We start from the raw sequence: 18,016 nt of genomic DNA, 5'->3' as shown, positions 1-18,016 counted from the left end.
TGATGTTCTGCACTTTTATGTACTATCGGTACTGTAAAACAATGAATAATCCCAACAGATTTAACCAATCCGCTTGTATTCATGCGGGCAAAATTAGACGTTCCTGACCCTGAATCAAAAAAAATAAAGTTGACTTTTATTTTGAGTCAATTGATTTTTATTAACTTTGCCAACACGCAATCACTTTAAAAATTTAATAAAATGAGTATTGAATCGACAAAGAAAGTGAAAAGGCATATCGGGCGTAATGTGCGAAGAGTCCGGATGTATTTTGGCGTGAAGCAGGAAGCATTGGCTGCTGATCTTGGTATCAGCCAGCCGGAAGTCTCGAAGATCGAAAATCAGGATGAAATAGAAGAAGTATTATTATCTCAAATTGCTGATGCATTGGGCATATCTTCCGAAGTGATCAGAGATTTTGACATTGAAAAAACGATCCTCAATATTAATCAACATAACTGCCGGGATACAACTATTTCTGAGGGGGCCACTACTGATACTGTTGATCATCAGGTTAATCCATTCGAAAAAATAGTTGAACTATATAAGCGTTTATTAAAAAGTGAGCAAGAAAAGATTGAGTTGTTGAAAAACAGATGATTCTTACTAACTTTGCTTTTAATATAAACAATATAAATATAGTGACGGATGGAAACGACAAATTATGCCAATGGAATTCACCTTGGGAGAAAAATTGAACGGGTACGCCGCCTTCGGGGAATGACTCAGACCGAGTTGGGTGACCTGCTGGGAATAACAAAGCAGGCTGTTTCAAAAATGGAGCAGACGGAAAAATTTAATGACGAACGATTGAAAGAGATTGCTTCGGCATTAGGGGTGACCGTAGAAGGATTAAAAGAGTACAACGAAGATACTGTGCTGTATAATACCAACAACGTTTACAATAACTGTGCTGTTACAACAAGTGCCGGAGGGAATAACCATACTTTTAATAATTTTCCTATAGACAAAACAATTGAGTTCTTTGAGAAGCTGTTGGAAAAAGAAAGAGAGAAATTTGAGTCTTTAAAAAAAGAGAAAGAATAGAAGTCTGTGAAGTCGTTAAAATTGTATGCGACAACTATATTTCAAGAAAAGTTGTAAAAGAACTTATTTCTGCAAAGGACGAAGAAATTAACTGGTTGAAGGACGAAATCAAGTACTTACAGAAAAATATAGAACAATTGCTGGAAATTGTTGAAAAAAAGAGTGATTTTTAACGTACCCATTCACCTAAAATTATTGAAAGGTTGAGTTCGGACTTCAACCCTTCAATTACCAACTTACACAGTTCGTGGGATACTCCCCTATCAGGATATACATCCTGTTTGATGGTATTGATTTCACCAATAGTCTGCTTTACACTCCGGAAAGCAAACATATCCAGATTGTAATCCTACAGATGGATTCGCGCATATAGATCTCATTATCATAACGTTAATTATATTATTTTTTGAAAAAAAAGCTTGGTGATTCAATGATCATACCCTACATTTGTATGATGTGAAGTGTGTATATTTTAATGCCTTAGGTTTTAGATTCTTTCTAAATATCTGCTGAAGATTGTTTCTGTCTCAGGGAAGCAATATCGAAATTATCCGGTCTGAATATTCGGGATTTTTATTTTAACACAAAGAGAATGCAATGCATTCTTTGATACGAAAGCCAGCTTGGAAAGGAATCGGTATGAAAAAGATTCTGCCAAAGAATCGCCACGTATTTGTACAAATAATTTCCTACTTGTACATACTCCTTTTTGTATATACGGCCATCAGTAAACTGCTGGATTTTGAGAACTTCGGGATACAGTTGGCCCAGTCGCCCCTGTTAAGCGCCTATGCAGGCTTCATCGCCCCATTCGTTATCATCACCGAACTGCTTATCGTACTGCTGTTATGCTTTAAAGTCACCCGACTTAAGGGCTTGTATGCCTCCCTCTTCCTGATGGTCGCCTTTACCATCTACATCTATCTGATACTCAATTACAGCGATTTTATACCTTGTTCCTGTGGCGGAATTATTGAAAAACTAAGCTGGACGGAACACCTCTTCTTTAACATTGGTTTTATCGCCCTGGCGTTGGTCGCCATCGTATGGACGGAAAAAGGAAAAGGCACCCGTACCACCAATATAATCCTGAAAAGCGTGTTGCCTTCCCTTATGGCTGCGGGTGTGGTGGTGGCCTTGTTCCTGTCGTCGGAACATATCATCAAAAAGGAGAATAACTTTATCCGGCGGTTCAGCCAACATCCGATACGGGATGAAAAGGCGTTCGACCTGGGCGTCGACTCCTATTACTTTGCCGGTATTGCCAGCGGGCAGGTCTACCTGGGGAATGTAACCGCACCCCTGGTCCTCACCTCCATCGACACCGCTTTGACAACGACAAAAGCCGTGAAGATCCGGCTGGACGATACCACCCACCCGTTCCGCTCCATCCGGATAAAAGTAAAGGCGCCTTATTTCTATGTGTATGACGGGAGCGTGCCGGTAATTTACCGGGGGCAGTTGGGCGATTCGCTGGCCCGTACCGTCAGTTATGCGGACGCCTATTTTTCCCAATTGGAGGTGATAGACTCCCTCAATTTCGCCTTCAGGACACAAAGTGCTGAGACAAAAGCGCAGGTACTGGGCAGCCTACGGTTGGACCGGGACCCGAAGGTAACGCTCCATCACGAACTGTTGGAAAAACAGGTGGACGGGATGTTCGATACCGACGGGCAGTTGCTTCGGGACGACATGACCGGGGAACTGGTCTATATCTATTTTTACCGGAATGAATTTTTAGTGATGGACAGCAGCCTCCACCTTACGCAAAGGCTGCATACCATCGACACCATATCCAGGGCGCAGGTGCAGGTCCGTTCACTATCCGACGGACGGCATAAAATGGATGCGCCCCCATTGCAGGTCAATAAGAGGTCGGCCGTACATAACCGGGTGCTGTTCAATGAATCCAATCTTATGGGAAAATTCGAATCCCGGGAGATGTGGCAGAAGGCAGCCGTTATTGATATGTACCGGACCGACAGGCAGGAATATCCGGGCAGTTTTTATGTGCATCACCGCGGAAGCCATAAAATGACCCGGATGATCGTCACGGATAAATATTTTTTTGTTTTGTCCGGCAATGAAATTGTGCGTTACCGTTTTGCGCAACCGGTGACGCGGCATTTCATCGAAACAGGAGACGCCGAAAACCTTGAACAGAGTAGGCAGCAACATTAAATTTTTTCATTATGACTAAATTTAAACAGTTCCTTGTGCCGGCTGTGATCATATTAATGGGAGCCGGCGCGGCTTTTGCGACTAATACAGCAAAAGTGAGTGACAGTGATCTGGTAACCGGATACTATATCGATAGTTCAACGGGCCAGTGTATAGAGACCAACAAAGGTTGTGTCCGTGTAGGTACCGATGCTTGTACATGGAGTTCCCACGAACTCTATGAGCTAAGTGGAACCAGTTGCGTCGATATGTTGTTTGAACCTGAACAATAGGTATTGAAGAGAAGGCACCCAAAGAGAGGAAGGGCTCTTTGGGGCCTTTTTGTTTTTATTCCAGCCGGTCTACTTTTTTAATCCACTCCATCTCCTTCTTCCCTTTCAGGTAATAATCGAACCAATCTTGTATCCGTAAAGAGAGATCACTGCATGCCTCCTGCGAAAAAAAAGCGTGTCCTTCTTCGGGATAAAACAAGGCGATCACCTTTTTCCGGTTCCGTTTCAACCCGATATAGAACTCCATGGTCTGCTCCCAGTAGATATTCCGGTCCTTCTTCCCGGCCCATAATAAAATAGGAGCATTGACCTGGTCCACATAATGGATCGGGTTATTTCGAAAATAAAGCTGTTTGTCTTCATTGAAACTCTTTTTCATTTCATATTGCCCGGTCTCAAACTGCCAGTAGAAAGGTCTCTTGAAATTGTAGTTATACGAAAAATAGGAACGTACGATATCACTGTTACCGGCCCCGGCAACATAGGCCGCGAACCGGTCGGAATGGGTGGCGATGAAATTAGTTTGATATCCGCCGTGTGAAAATCCAAAAAGACCGATCCGGCTCTTATCGATGCAGGGATTGTCTTCCAACGCATCCAGGGAATGGTGTACACAGTCCAAAGCTGATAATCCGGTACCTTTATCCCCGTAAACGATATCGGGGAAATAGACAAAATACCCTTTTTCCAACAGTAGCCTGAGATTGGGACCGTTCCTGTTTTTCGTACTGAATTCAGCCAAGGGGTAACGGTTGCGTTTGTGACTTTGTATCTGGTAAATACGCACCACCATCGGGTATTTCCCTGAAGGGTTGTAGTTCAACGGGTAATACAGGATACCTTTCAGCAGAATGCCGTCGCTGTTGGTATAGGAAATGATCTCCTGTTTAAGGGATAAGATTGTTTTGTCGGTTTCGTTGCTTTGGTACAGCACGGTTGCATCTTTTCCCGGTTCTTTATATACCAGCCGGGGAGGAAGGTTATAGTTTTCTTCGCTATAATAAAAATGTGTGTAATCCTCGTCGTGTTTCAGCTCTTTAATATTCATGCCGGTGAATGGTATAAGCGTCTCATTCCGCCCATTTCGGTGTAAGATGTAGGCGCCTTTATTTTCATTGCGATTATACAGCCTGAGCAGTAACGGTTTGTCCGGGTCGAATGTTTTCCGGTGAAACCTGTAGGCGATAGTCTGCGAAATCCCGTTCAGGATGGTCACTTTGCATCCTTCAAAATTGCCCGGTTTCGATAAGCTGTTTTCCTTCGGATTATAACACCATAAACCATCATCCCCGTCAAAAAGGACACTTTTCCCGTCCGGTGTAAAATAAGGATTGTGCAATCCATTCCCATCGATGATCTTTTTCGTGTCCGTTGCAACGTGATACGCATACCAGTTATGGCCCTTGCGATATAAGATATATTCCCCTCCGGGTGAAGGATACAACATTGTTTGAGCGTGTGCTGTGATGGTATCCATCAGGGAATATGTCTCTTCCCTGCGGTCATAAATATCTATCTTCAGCCTGGGTGAAGCGATGATATAATCCTGTAAAAGGGAACGGTCGACGCTCACGAAATAACGCCCATTGCCCAGGCTCGCCTTCTCCGCCTGTGAGTCCGCGCCTACCTGTTCGATCTGTTTTGCCACGGGATTCCAGACATGATAGGTAAAAACAGGATGTGGATAGAATTTTCTCTCCAACCGGTAATCATTCCCGTACCAGATATCTACCACCGACGTATCCTGTTTTTCGAAATCGACCACAACTTTGAGGAAATAACTGTTTCCTCCTTCAATGGTCTCCGTAAACACCTGTTGGGTGCTTACGGGCAACACATCCTGTAAAGGATACGCCGCTTTAGTAGTAAGGTCGAGATAGACAACACCCATGGCCCTACTCCCCGGGACCTGTTCATGGATCATGATACCTTGCCGCGCGGGATATATGTCCAGGAGCCTGATTTCGCGGGGAGAGTTATATAGTTGCTCCTTGCCCTTATCACCCAGCCGCACAAGGTGAGAATCTCCATTTTCCTCTTTGGTAATCACATATACACGGTCGTCGTCCGCAATTATAAACCTGGTTGCGTGATCGACGGATTGCAGCAATTTACCCGAAGTATTATACATGCCAACCTTGTTATCGGCTTCTTCATTGTAGTGTAATACAAACCATCCGTTATTTTTCAGCGCTTTCATGTCTTTTACATGCTCGTAATAAATACCGGTTTGCGTTTGCAGGTTCCACAATTCTGCCTTGTGGCTATTGCGTGTAAGCAGGCGGTCACTGCCGATGAAAAAGGGTATTCCTTTGATTGCCCTGGCGCCTGTCACCTTTCCGGGATGCCGGTTATTGAGGATCAGGATCGTGTCATGGTTCCGGTCATACAGTTTGCTGACGGTAAACCATATGGGGTTGTCAACCCTATCCTGAAGACGCATGTCGTAATACCTGTCTGCAAGCTGTTGCAGTTCTTCCTTGCTGTTTTGTGCATTCAGTTCCCGGCCTGCCGGTAGCAACAGGCACAGGGATAATAATAGGATTCTACATCTCATGGTCAATATCCGGTATTTTGAGGGTATAAATTCGGGTTTAGCAACAGTTCGCTTTGTGGAAGCGGCCATACCTGTTTATAATTCTCCCAATTGGGCTTTACGGTGCTTAACTCATCCAGCCTCCCCCACCGTTTCAGGTCAAGGAAGCGGTGACCGGACTCGGTAAAGAATTCACGCCGTTTTTCGGCCAGGAGTTCATTATGAAATTCCTCTTCCGTCAAGGATGCCAATGGGGTTAACCCTGCCCTTTGCCGTGAGGCATTGAGATAGGATAAAGCTTCATCCATCTTGTTTTGCCGGGCCAGCGTCTCGGCGATGATAAAGTAAACCTCCTCCAGGCGAAACATGATGGAGTATTCATCCGTGTTGTTCGACCTGTTCTTGTATTTGTGAGGGCGGTACCATGACTGCTCGTTCACGGTTACTGTGGCGATCCATGCCTGTTTGCGGAGGTCATTGCCGGCAAAGGCGTCCACCAGGTCCTGTGTCAGCGCAAAATTGTGGGGTGCTGAATCGGCAAAGTAATAATGAGTCGCTTCGCTTGTCGCATCCCCGTTGTTCTGCGGTTTCAGCTGCCAAAGGATATGCTTGCCCGATTTGTGGAATACCTCATTGATATCCGTCTCATATTGATAGAGGGGAGACTGAAGGATATTTTTCGCTGTCTGTTCGGCCAGCAGCCATTCTCCCTGGAGCAGGTAAATACGGGCCAGCAGCAGTTGCGCCGCTTTCCGGTTGGGATAAATCCGTTCCGCATCACGGTAGTCATCTACCAACAGGCCGGCTGCCTCCGTAACATCCTTCTCTAATTGTGCCAGCAACGCAGAAGCTTCCGTTTTGCCAATCGTCCGGTTATATTCGTAATCCAGGCTGGTCGTATAAGGAATATCGCCGAAAAGCTGTTGCAGGTAAAAATAGATCAGTGAACGCACCAGCAACGCTTCCCCTTTGATCCGGTTTTTGTCGTCTCCGGACAATGTGGGCGACTGTTCCACACCGTATATAACGGCATTGGCATAATAAATTTGCTGGTAGGAATTGCTCCAAATGCTTGCTATGGAAGTATTGGTTTCCTGTAACTGGTTATGATAAATATCCAGAACCCCGTTCTGGTCATTATAGTAACAGTCCAACTCATCGGCATACATTCCCCCAAGGGTACCCATCCCGGTAAAACTTCCACCTGACATGACAGACCGGTCCCGTACCATGGCGTGTAAATATGCCAATGCGGCGTTGGCGGTTTGCACATCTTCAAACACCTGCGGCGTTCCCAACTGGTTCGAGGGGTACCCCACGTCGATAAGGTCTTCACAGGCTGCCAGGAGTAAACCTCCGATACAAAAAAACAGATATATTTTCTTCATGATCTTTATTTTAAAAGTTAAACTGAACTCCGAACGAATACGTTTTCAGCGGTGGTAAAAAGCCGGTTGAAATAAACTCGGGATCCAGACCGAAATAGTCGGTAAAGGTCAACACATTCTGGCCTTGTGCGTAGAACCGTATATTCTGCACATGTTTGTTTACAGGAAGCAGATAGCTTAACTGGATATTTTTTAAGCGGATAAAAGAGGCATCCCCGACGGCCACCGTACTGTTTTTGAAAAGCAGGAACGACTGGTTTTTCTGTGCATCCACCCCGGAGGAATAAGCCATGTATTGTCCGCCGGGATTATCCTTCGACCATACGTCCAGTGCTTCTACCGGTTGGTTGTTCATCGTACCCGGCATCAGCATGGCACTGTTGTAATTTTTCTGTACCTGGTTCACAAACTGGAACAGGAAAGAGAATTCCCATTGTTTATACGATAACTGGTTGGACCATCCGCCGTAATACCGGGCACCTGTTCTTTTGATCACCTGGTTGTCATCCGGTGAAGAGATATTGCCATCGTTGTTGTAGTCTGTAAAGGTGTAGAGCCCGGTTTCCGGGTCGATCCCCTCGTAATTATACACTTTCGCAATAGACACGGGATAACCGATGACGTATTGGTTTGCATACGTGGAACCCTCCAACCCCGGAAACGATACCAGTTTGTTCCTTGGAAAACTGATGTTGAAACCGCTGTCCCAGTTGAACGTGCCTGTCCTCACCGGATTCGTATTAAGTTCCAGTTCCAGCCCTTTGTTTTCCACCGTGGCCGGCAGGTTTGCCTGGATACGGGTGAAGCCGGTGGTTCCGGGCAACGGGATACCCACCAGTTGGTTGCCCGAACGGTTGCGGAACCAGGCGGTGTTCAACCGTATCCGGTCGTCAAGGAATCCCAGTTCCAACGCGACCTCCAGTTTCGTCGTCTTTTCCCAACTGAAATAGGGATTGTACAACCTGGAAGGGTACAATCCCTTGATTCCCCCATAACTATTACTGCTCACGGTATAGGTATCCAGGTACTGGTAATCCCCGATGGCGTCGCTTCCGGTAAGCCCGTAGCTTGCCCGGAGTTTCCCGAAGCTCAGCCACCGGATATCATTGAAAAACGCTTCTTCAGCGAACAGCCAGGCCACGCCGACCGCCCCGAAGTTGGCAAAACGGTTATCTGTCCCGAAGCGGCTCGACCCGTCCCTACGGCCGGTAAGGTTGAGGATATACCTCTTTTTATATTGGTAATTGATCCTTCCGAATAGCGCAGCGTACTTGTATCCGGTTTCCGTATCGTATATGACAGTCACATTCCCCGCTGCCGCCAGGTTTGTAATCAGGGCATTGCTTTCGAACCGGGATCCCGATATTCCCAAGGCGGACGTTTGCCGGTGCTGGAAAGTACCCCCGACCAATATATCCATTTCATGCGCATTAAATGTGCATCTGTAATTTAACTGGGGCTCCAGTAAATAGGAAAACTGGTGTTGGTTCGCTTTCCTGATGGATGAATGGGTGGCGGATGTAAATCCGAAGGCAGGGTTATATATCGTGCTGGGCGACAATATTTTTTCTTCAAAAACCTGTTGGTTGATCCCGCTGTTCAATTTGATATAAAAAGAGCGGAACAGTTCGTAACTTAGGTTGATATTGAAGTTAAGTGCCTTGTTTTTGTTGTCGTAGGTGCTTTCATACGCTGCAACCGGATTGGTAAAGGTGTTGTCCTCCCAGTTCAGGCTGCCGTCCTCCTTGTAGAGTGCGGGGGCATTGGGGCTAAGCAGGAGAGCCTTGCTGGTGATATCTGTCCGTATCAGGTTATTGGCCTGTCCGGAGAATAGTACGGCCGAACTCAAAGTGAACCGGTTATCATCTGAGCGATGGTTCAGGTTCAGGGAGAGGTTATTGGTCTTGTATTTGAAATCCCTGCCGAAGACGGTGGTTTGCTCGTTATGGCTGGCACTGGCCAGAAAACTTGTATTTTCGCTACCTCCGCTTAAGGAGACCTGGACATTGGAGGTGGTCGCCGTCCTTCCGATCAGTTCGTCCTGCCAGTCCGTATAACGGGTCTGGTCCCAGGTGCCATTGATATCGTATGCGTTCGCCGGATAGTCTGTGATGCCGTCGTTGGCATACGCCTGCCTGCGCATCTCCAGGTATTGCGGGGTATCCATCATCTCCATCTTACCGGCCACGCGGCTAAGGCCGTAGCCGGTGTTCACGCTGAGGGCGGTCTTCCGCCCTGTCCTTCCTTTTTTCGTAGTGACCAGTATTACACCGTTGGCTCCGCGTGAACCGTAGATGGCCGTCGCGTCCGCGTCTTTCAGGATCTCGATGCTCTCGATGTCATTCGGGTTAATGGCGTTCAACGGATTGATTTCCGTATTGGGAAGTATCGATGCCGAAATACTGTTCGAAGCCGTTTCCGGGCTTACCGGCACCCCGTCGATAATATACATGGGGTAGTTCCCCACCCTTCTTAAACTGTTTGTACCACGGATTTGTATCTCATAGCCGCCACCGGCAGCACCGCTACCCTGGGTAATGTTTATTCCCGCCATTCGCCCCTGAAGGGCGGAAAGCGCATTGCTGACCGGTTGATTTTCGATCTCTTTGGCCGTCACCCTGGCAATGCTGCCGGTACGGAGCTGGTCTTTTACGGTATAATATCCGGCATTCACGACCACTTCCGACAACGTAGTGATATCTTCCTGCAACTGCACGTTCAGACGTGTTCTTCCGTTCACGGGTATCTCCTGCGTTTTAAAACCGACAAAGGAGAAGGATAGCACCGCGTCGGCTGGCACGCCTGTCAATGTATAACGTCCGTCTTCTCCGGTGGTCGTACCGGTCGGGGACGTTCCCCTGATCACTATGGTTACACCCGGCAGCGGGTTACCTGTGGATTCGGTAACCCGCCCGGTGACGGTAACCGTTTGCGCGTAAGTAGAGTTTATGAAAGTAAGACAACCTGCCAACAGCAGGAACAACAACCGGTACCGTGTGCATGTACCTCGCAAGAAAGGCAATAACGATATGATTTTCCCAATGTATTCATATTTATATCGTGTGCATTTATACCGTAAGACGGCTAACAACGACAGGCAACTTTCAGGATAATCAGATTTATCTTTTAAAATCATGGTGTATCTGTTTATTTTACAGACCGACAATAAAATTGATCCGCTACAGCGACAAATGGCTTGTCGGCGTTTAGTGAAAAATAAATGCTGAAGTTTCACAGGTCTTTTCATTTCCCAACCTTATTTCATTTCTACAGGCGGACTAACAATCTTGCGAAACTTGGATTAAACGGGTATTTCCGGCGAACGCCGGCTGAAAGAGGAAAGAGTTTGCAGGTAACTGAAACCCGGTGCGGTATTAGACAATCGTACGTGCGGAGAATAAATAGATATTCTGTTGATGAAGGAATAAAACTGCCGGCAATCAGGCTTCTAACGTCTTATTCGATGTGGCTCTGATGTATATGCGGGGATATAAAAAAGAGGCGCGGACGATTGTCGTTATTCCTACATCCAGGCTCCGCAGGGGCCTTTCCAAGAGAATAATACAATGTCCACGCCCTTATTGCTAAGGGCGCTTCCATTCTTTGGTCTCTTGGTTTGAATTTTGCGGATTCGGATATAAGACCAAAAAAAGCGCTATGTAAATCGTACCGTATTTAACAGTACAAAAATACTCATTCTTTTTAATTTCTATGTTTTCATACGCATTTTGTTTAAGTTTTAGATATTTTTTGTAACTTTACTCCTCTCAATTTACTTGAGATTTCAAAGGTGAATGTTGTAACTTTGAAATGTACCTGCTTGGCAGACAGTCATCGTTCAATAATGCAAAAGAATAAAAAAAGAATGAAACCCTGCGTAATATTGAAATGTTTCGAACAAGCGTATTCAAAAAACTTACAAGCGTAAAATATGTTGTACAAGGAGGCATACAAGTTGTATAACTTCTTATTAAAATATCTTCATCTTCGATTTTCTATTATCTTTGTTATAAATTTCAATTTGAGTGAGTTATGAATAATACGGAAAACAATAAAAAGGATGTCCATCAAGGTAAAAATGCAAAGCGACTCAGGGAAGCCAAGGGCGTTAAACAGGATGCAATTGCCATGGAATTAGGAATTTCTCAACAAGCTGTATCCCAATTGGAGAGACGTCAGGAACTGGATGATGCAACAATAGCAGCATACGCCAAAGTTTTGGAGATCGACGAAGTCTTTATCCGGAATATGCCTGATGATTCTCTGCCGGAAGTCGCCGCTAACTTCTTCGACCAAAGTTCTCAAATCTTAAATTTTAATCCTTTGGATAAGCTAATGGAACTCTATTCCGAAAAAGACCAATTATATGAACGGATAGTCAAACTGGAAAAAGAAAAAAGCGCTCTTCTGAGGCAGTCCCGAAAGGACCAGAAATAAGATTCCGGCTTTACTTAACTTATCTCCACAAAAGATAAAGAGAAAAAGCCCTGGACAAATTATAGCCCTGGACAAATTATCTAAATAGCCCTCTTCCAATAATCACTGGTTCTTCTTTGTTGGCTGTTGGTTGAGAAAAACACCCTTCTGGAGAAGTTGTTGAAAGATCCGAAATAAGATTTCGGTTTCTTCCTCCAACCCCTGGGTAGGTATACAAAAAAGGAGGCATTATTTCAAAGCACTTTGTATGTAAGCATGAAAGACTAAACTAAACACTAATAAATATGATGCAATTAAAAGACCTCTGCCTCTCACTTGTTCAATGTGAATCAGAACCAGAAATAATTGATATTTTAAAGACGGAGAAATACTGGGATAACCCTGAGAACTGGCATTACTTTGGAGGAGATGAAAACAACTTCTCAATTATTGGTAATCAACAAAGTAAACCAGAAGCTGCAATCGTTGAAAAGATAATAAATTCTGTTGATGCAGTTTTGATGGGAGAATGTTATAAGAGAGGAATAAAACCTGATGGTGAGAATGCTCCTAAAAGTATTAAAGATGCGCTTATTCATTTTTTTAAAATTGATGAGGGTAAACTTACCAACATTCCGGCTAAAGAGAGAAGTAAGCTAGCGGAAAACATTTGCTTGGTTGTAACAGGAGAAAAAACAAATCCAACGTATACAATAATTGATAAGGGAGAAGGTCAAACTCCAGCAAAATTGCATGACACAATTCTTTCTTTACGTAAATCAAATAAATTAAGAATACCGTTCGTTCAAGGTAAGTTTAATATGGGAGGTACTGGCGTTTTTAGATTTTGCGGAGAAACTAATATTCAATTAATTGTATCAAGAAGAAATCCTGAGATTGCGATAAATGAAGGAGACCCGACAAAAGATTTTTGGGGATTTACAGTAATTAGAAGAGAAGACCCAATTCAGGGTGCTAGAAGTTCAAATTATAAATATCTCGCACCAAGTAAAATGATATTATTTTTCCCCGGAGAAGAATTACCTCTACTTCCTTCTGAATATCCCAATGCCTATGGTAACTCATTAGAATCTGGCACTTTCATTAAATTTTTCGAATACAAAATTGGAGCTGGATTACGAACAAATATACTATTTGACCTCTACAACAAATTATCGCTTTTAATGCCACACATTGCTCTACCTGTAAAATTATATGAACGTAGAAAAGGTTATTCAGGTCATAGTTTTGAAACGATTTTATCCGGACTTTCAGTCAGAATTGATGAAGATAAAATTGAAAATATAGAAGAGAATTTCCCGACTTCCGGCACAATGACAATTTCTGGTCAGAAAATGAGATACTCAATTTATGTTTTCAAAAGAGGCAAACATCAAAAATATACTAAGGATGAGGGAATTATTTTTACAATAAATGGACAAACACATGGATACCTTTCAAAATCCTTCTTTAATAGAAAAGCTGTTGGATTAGGATATTTAGCCGAATCCATTTTAGTTATTCTTGACTGCTCTGAAATAGACGGAAGAGCGCGAGAAGATTTATTCATGAATAGTAGAGATAGATTGAGTTCCTGTCCTCTTAAAACAGATATTGAAATTTCGCTTGAAGAATTACTTAAAAATCACCAAGGTCTAAGAGGTTTAAAAGAGAAAAGGAAGAGAGAAGAAATAGAAAACAAATTACAAGAATCTCAACCGTTGGTTGATGTTCTTCAAGATGTTTTAAGAAAATCGCCAACTCTGTCGAGATTGTTTTTACATGGTAAAGGGCTTTCAAATCCATTTAATACAATTTCAACAGGAAAGGAAGAAGAATTTATCGGCAAGGAATTTCCAACCTACTTTACACTTATTAAGAAATTTCCGCACGATAAACCAAAATTAGCTCATTACAATAGCAAATTCCGTGTTGACTTTAAAACAGATGTTTCTAATAATTATTTTGATAGAAGTAAAGACCCTGGAACTTTTAAAGTTTTTATAAATGGGAAAGAATCTAAAGATGCTTCAATAAATTTGTGGAATGGATTTGCTCATTTAAACGTACTAATTGAAGATTATAAGATTGGGGATTTATTGAATATTCATAGTGAAATTTCGGATGTTAGTAGATACAAACCAATAGATGAGGATTTTTTCGTTTTAGTGGCCGAACCGGTTACAAAAAGTCCTCCGGGAAATGGTAACAGAAAACCACCTTCTTCAGATAAACCAGGAAAAGATTCAACTTCTTCAGATGGTTTTGCATTACCCAATATCATTGAAGTAACAAAAGATGGTAGGAGTGGACACAATTGGGACGAGCAATCATTTGACGACAATTCAGCTTTAAGAGTAAAAGGAAGTGTCGAAGATGGATATGATTATTTTGTAAACATAGACAACATTCATTTACTAACAGAGTTGAAAGCTGCCAAAGGCACCGAAATTCAAGCAATTGAAGCAAAATATAAATTCGGGCTTGTCCTTATAGGGATTGCTCTGTTACAAGAGGATAATAACAAGAATCAAAATGAAGAAGAGGAAGATATTTTTGAAAGGATTTATAAGACATCAAAAGCGATCTCTCCCATTTTAATACCGATGATTGATAGTCTTGGAGCAATTGAAATACATGATATTATTTCAATGCCAGAAGAAATACAATAAATAAGGCAAAAAGAGCAATACTCAATATGCCTGTTTGGTGTTTTCCCCAACTTTAAATGGGTTAAAAAGTAAACACATTACAATCAGGATTTTATATGGTAGAATTTGTTGGGTAAAAATCCTCATTATACATTTTTTTCATATCTTTGCAATTGAGTTTTTATAGCAATTAATATTATCTTAATTCATAGACATTTAACATGTATATAGATTATTCAACTTGGGACAGTTTTGAGTACAAAGTAAGCTCATTACAGCTAGACATAAATAACCCTCGCATACGGCATATGGGCGAAGGTTTAAATCAAACTCAGGTATTGAAAATTCTATTAGACAAGGAAAAGGTATATGAGCTAGCAAAAAAAATTTCAGAAGAAGGTTATTTTATTGGAGAAGAACCTATTATTTGCATAGAGAACAATAAGAAGGTCGTACTAGAAGGAAATAGACGAGTTGCTTCATTAAAATTATTACAGAACCCCAAGAAATATGTGTCAACGGCTAAAGCTAATATCCTGTTGAAAAATATTCTTAAGAACAACATTCCTATTGACGATTATAAGATAAGATGTCATATCGCACCTAATAGATTATTAGCCAATCCTATAATTTATGAACGACATAAAGGTGAGGCCGTACATAAATGGAGAACAGGAAACCAATACTCATTTATAGCTGAAATGTACGAAAAAGACGGTTTGTCTATAGATGATATTTGTGAAGTATTAAATGAAACACGAAGTAACGTTCTAAAGCCATTAAAAGCATATAATTTGTTCATTGAAGGAAAAGAAATTTTAGAGAAAGAAGAAGGAATTATTATTGATATCGAAAATTTTGATTTAACCAATCTTGAGAGGCTCTATGGATTAGAAGAAGCTCGAATTTTTTTAGGCATCGAGTTTGATAATAACAATGGAGAACTAACCATCAAATTACCAAGAGAGGAATTTGAAAAAAGAATTATAGTAACATTTAAAGAGTTGTTTGATGCGGAAAGATTTTCCCGTGAATATAATACGAGAGAAGACTTGAAAAAATTTGTCACTAAATTAACAGAGAGTCCTGATATAGATTTAAGTATAACTACGAGTGAGGAAATTACAAAAAGCCGTGTATCTGAAAATAGGAAAGATTTAGAAAACGAGAAAGGTAAGACTACTGGAAGAAGAAAGAAAACAAAAAAAGGATTTTATTCAAATTTCATCATACCAAGAGACAAGGAAATCATATTTGATAATGAAAAGTTAGATGGTCTATTTTCCGAATTGAAAACATTACCTTTTGATAAGAAATATTCATTTGCTGTTCTCTTACGGTCATATCTTGAACAATCATTATATTTTTATTTGTCTGAAAATAAATTATTAGATGAACTGTCCGATAAAACGAGTGAAGAGAACAAGAAAAACGGAATGAAGAAAGTAGAGACTGTAATCAATTATATAAAAGATGTTCACAAAGTAGAAGATGATATTGACTCTGATACACTTATGAATATCTTGAAATTCAATGGGAATAAAGAATATTCAGATATATCTTTGAAGGCTATGTTAGACTATGTTGTAAAGAATAAACTTATTAATTCTTTAGACAACAATACATACAAAAATGTAAAAGCTTATATTGAGAGAATCAAAATGGATTTAGATCTCGCTATTCATAATATTAAGACAATAATTGACGCCGAGCACAACAAAAGAGCTTGGCAACATTTAGAGCCTTTATTTGTTTATTTGAGTGAGAATATAAATACTGACAATTAATGCATTACTCACCACTTAGATATCCAGGAGGCAAAAATAAATTGTCTGCTTTTATTGCGCAAGTTTGCGTTGATAATAAAGTTAATGGACATTATGTAGAGCCATATGCAGGAGGGGCATCCGTTGCTCTTTTCCTGTTATTTGAAGGATTTGTAAAAAGAATTACAATTAATGATAAAGACCGATCAATATATGCTTTTTGGTATTCTGTCTTAAATCACACGAATCAATTATGTGAATTAGTTCAAAATACAGATGTAACAATTGAAGAATGGAAAAGGCAGAGATTCGTTCAGGAAAACAAGAGAAAAGCAAATCTTTTGGAACTCGGTTTTTCGACTCTATTTTTAAACCGAACCAGTCGTTCTGGAATTATAAATGCAGGAGTTATTGGGGGAATTAATCAAGATGGTAATTATTTGATAGACTGTAGATTCAACAAAGAAGATATAATAAAGAAGATAAGACAGATAGCCAAGAATAAAAAAAACATTAGATTATATTGCAAAGATGCCCTTAAGTTAATAGATAAAATACAGCAGGAAGCTGATAACGAAAATACAATATTTTACTTCGACCCCCCTTACTATCTAAAAGCAAGCACATTATATATGAATCATTACAAAGAAAACGATCATAAGTTAGTCAGCGAAAAAATAAGAGCAATTCAAAATGTTAAATGGATTGTTTCCTATGACAATGTGCCTGAAATACGAAATCTTTATAAGGATTGTGTAAAAAAGGAATATTCTTTCAAGCATACAGCATATAGTATTAGAATAGGGCAAGAAATCTTGTTTTTTAGCTCAACAATTAAGCAACCAAAAATTCCCAATTGGAATCCTATCTATTTTAAATTTAGGAGAACAAAAACTAAGTCGAGTATTATATATAAAAGCAAAATATTCACCCCCATTTCCACATTATGAAGATTAAAAAAATCACGTTCGGAGAAACTCCGTTCAGAATGTTTAGAAATCTTGGGATTGAAATTGCAGAACGTATAACAGTTATTGCAGGACATAATGGTATTGGAAAATCAACTTTATTGGGTTTAATAGCAAATGGATCAGAGCTCAAAAAAAGCAGTGGGACCACATTATTTCAAAAAGCATTTCAGGCTCAATTACATGAATTATTCTATTTAGATAGAGAAAAAGATTATTTTCCCAGACGAAGAGATAAACCATCTTTCAGTTTGATATATTCATGTGAAGACAAAGGAGATTTAATCAAAACTTGTAATGTCTCTGAGCATAAAGAAAAGAGGGGGACTAATATATACCAACGCCTAAAGGTTGTACCAAGAGGAGTCCACTCTGATTGGGTAGAAGTCGGACCCTCTGCGAAAGTTACAATCCCTACTTTATTTCTTAGTATGAGCCGAATGCTTCCTATTGGAGAACATCAAGATAATTTTAATGCAGAATTATTAAGAAGATTGTCCGATGAGGATAGAAGCTTGTAATTAGCAAATTTACAATGTACAAAAAATGGCAATGTTGAGTGTACAACTTTTGGCAATATCCAATGTACAGGTTTAACATTACATTAACTATCTTTTTTTTATTGTATTCAACTGTTTTTTTATTCTTTCTCAAGGAAAGTTTTCCGGTTGTCCATACGGTAACCGTTTCCCTCGAACCTGATCACCTCGCAACGATATAGCAGTCGATCCAGGATGGCTGTGGCTAACACTTCATCATCCAGTGTCTCCGCCCACTGGCTGGGTGACTTG

14 protein-coding genes are annotated in these 18,016 nt (G+C 41.1%); 9 read left to right on the top strand and 5 right to left on the bottom strand.

Translation table 11 applies throughout. From position 1 onward, the window contains the following. Window positions 1-201: 201 nt before the first annotated feature. Together F597_RS0114625 and F597_RS0114620 are read left to right on the top strand one after the other, a co-directional pair. Window positions 202-600 (top strand): helix-turn-helix domain-containing protein, encoded by a 399-nt coding sequence (locus tag F597_RS0114625; RefSeq protein ID WP_019540504.1) that lies wholly within the window; start codon window positions 202-204, stop codon window positions 598-600. A gap of 48 nt (window positions 601-648) precedes the next feature. Then, window positions 649-1,047 carry a helix-turn-helix domain-containing protein gene (locus F597_RS0114620; protein ID WP_019540503.1) on the top strand — a complete coding sequence of 133 codons (399 nt, stop codon included), beginning with the start codon at window positions 649-651 and terminating at the stop codon, window positions 1,045-1,047. Between the two features lie 169 nt (window positions 1,048-1,216). Here the strand turns inward: F597_RS0114620 and F597_RS22435 are convergent, their stop codons facing one another. After that, complete coding sequence (locus F597_RS22435; protein WP_019540502.1) at window positions 1,217-1,381, bottom strand: hypothetical protein; 165 nt, start codon at window positions 1,379-1,381, stop codon at window positions 1,217-1,219. 305 nt (window positions 1,382-1,686) lie between these two features. Here F597_RS22435 and F597_RS0114610 point away from each other — a divergent pair, with 305 nt between their 5' ends. Next, window positions 1,687-3,228, top strand: a complete 1,542-nt coding sequence (locus F597_RS0114610) for a DoxX family protein (RefSeq protein WP_044060370.1) — start codon at window positions 1,687-1,689, stop codon at window positions 3,226-3,228. 11 nt (window positions 3,229-3,239) lie between these two features. Continuing rightward, window positions 3,240-3,500, top strand: coding sequence for a DUF6520 family protein (locus F597_RS0114605; protein WP_019540500.1), 261 nt, complete (start codon window positions 3,240-3,242; stop codon window positions 3,498-3,500). Between the two features lie 55 nt (window positions 3,501-3,555). Here the strand turns inward: F597_RS0114605 and F597_RS0114600 are convergent, their stop codons facing one another. Genes F597_RS0114600 through F597_RS0114590 form a run of 3 tightly spaced genes read right to left on the bottom strand, consistent with a single transcriptional unit; the run spans window position 3,556 to window position 10,560 of the window. Next, entirely contained in the window at window positions 3,556-6,057 is a 2,502-nt protein-coding gene (locus F597_RS0114600) for a S9 family peptidase (RefSeq protein ID WP_026327501.1), read from the bottom strand. Between the two features lie 2 nt (window positions 6,058-6,059). Continuing rightward, window positions 6,060-7,424: a RagB/SusD family nutrient uptake outer membrane protein gene (locus tag F597_RS0114595; RefSeq protein ID WP_019540498.1), complete on the bottom strand. Its 1,365-nt coding sequence runs from the start codon at window positions 7,422-7,424 to the stop codon at window positions 6,060-6,062. A gap of 10 nt (window positions 7,425-7,434) precedes the next feature. Next, the gene (locus F597_RS0114590; protein ID WP_019540497.1) at window positions 7,435-10,560 is read right to left on the bottom strand and encodes a SusC/RagA family TonB-linked outer membrane protein; all 3,126 of its coding nucleotides are present in this window, start codon (window positions 10,558-10,560) and stop codon (window positions 7,435-7,437) included. 896 nt (window positions 10,561-11,456) lie between these two features. Between F597_RS0114590 and F597_RS0114585 the strand changes: the two genes are divergently transcribed. The 5 genes from F597_RS0114585 (at window position 11,457) to F597_RS0114560 (ending at window position 17,746) form a co-directional block, all read left to right on the top strand. Continuing rightward, complete coding sequence (locus tag F597_RS0114585) at window positions 11,457-11,861, top strand: helix-turn-helix domain-containing protein (protein ID WP_019540496.1); 405 nt, start codon at window positions 11,457-11,459, stop codon at window positions 11,859-11,861. 284 nt (window positions 11,862-12,145) lie between these two features. Then, complete coding sequence (locus F597_RS0114580; protein WP_019540495.1) at window positions 12,146-14,512, top strand: hypothetical protein; 2,367 nt, start codon at window positions 12,146-12,148, stop codon at window positions 14,510-14,512. Between the two features lie 287 nt (window positions 14,513-14,799). Then, window positions 14,800-16,278 (top strand): ParB N-terminal domain-containing protein, encoded by a 1,479-nt coding sequence (locus F597_RS0114570; RefSeq protein ID WP_019540493.1) that lies wholly within the window; start codon window positions 14,800-14,802, stop codon window positions 16,276-16,278. Continuing rightward, complete coding sequence (locus F597_RS0114565; protein ID WP_019540492.1) at window positions 16,278-17,207, top strand: DNA adenine methylase; 930 nt, start codon at window positions 16,278-16,280, stop codon at window positions 17,205-17,207. Before F597_RS0114570 ends, F597_RS0114565 begins: the two co-directional genes overlap by 1 nt. Then, entirely contained in the window at window positions 17,204-17,746 is a 543-nt protein-coding gene (locus F597_RS0114560; protein ID WP_019540491.1) for a hypothetical protein, read from the top strand. The genes F597_RS0114565 and F597_RS0114560 overlap by 4 nt, the downstream gene beginning before the upstream one ends. 119 nt (window positions 17,747-17,865) lie before the next feature. Here the strand turns inward: F597_RS0114560 and F597_RS20925 are convergent. After that, a partial coding sequence (locus F597_RS20925) for an ATP-binding protein (protein WP_044060366.1) occupies window positions 17,866-18,016 on the bottom strand: 151 nt, incomplete at its 5' end.

Source organism: Proteiniphilum acetatigenes DSM 18083 (assembly GCF_000380985.1).
GTDB lineage: Bacteria > Bacteroidota > Bacteroidia > Bacteroidales > Dysgonomonadaceae > Proteiniphilum > Proteiniphilum acetatigenes.
The sequence above is the reverse complement of the archived record's forward strand: the minus strand, read 5'-3'. Positions and strand labels throughout refer to the sequence as shown.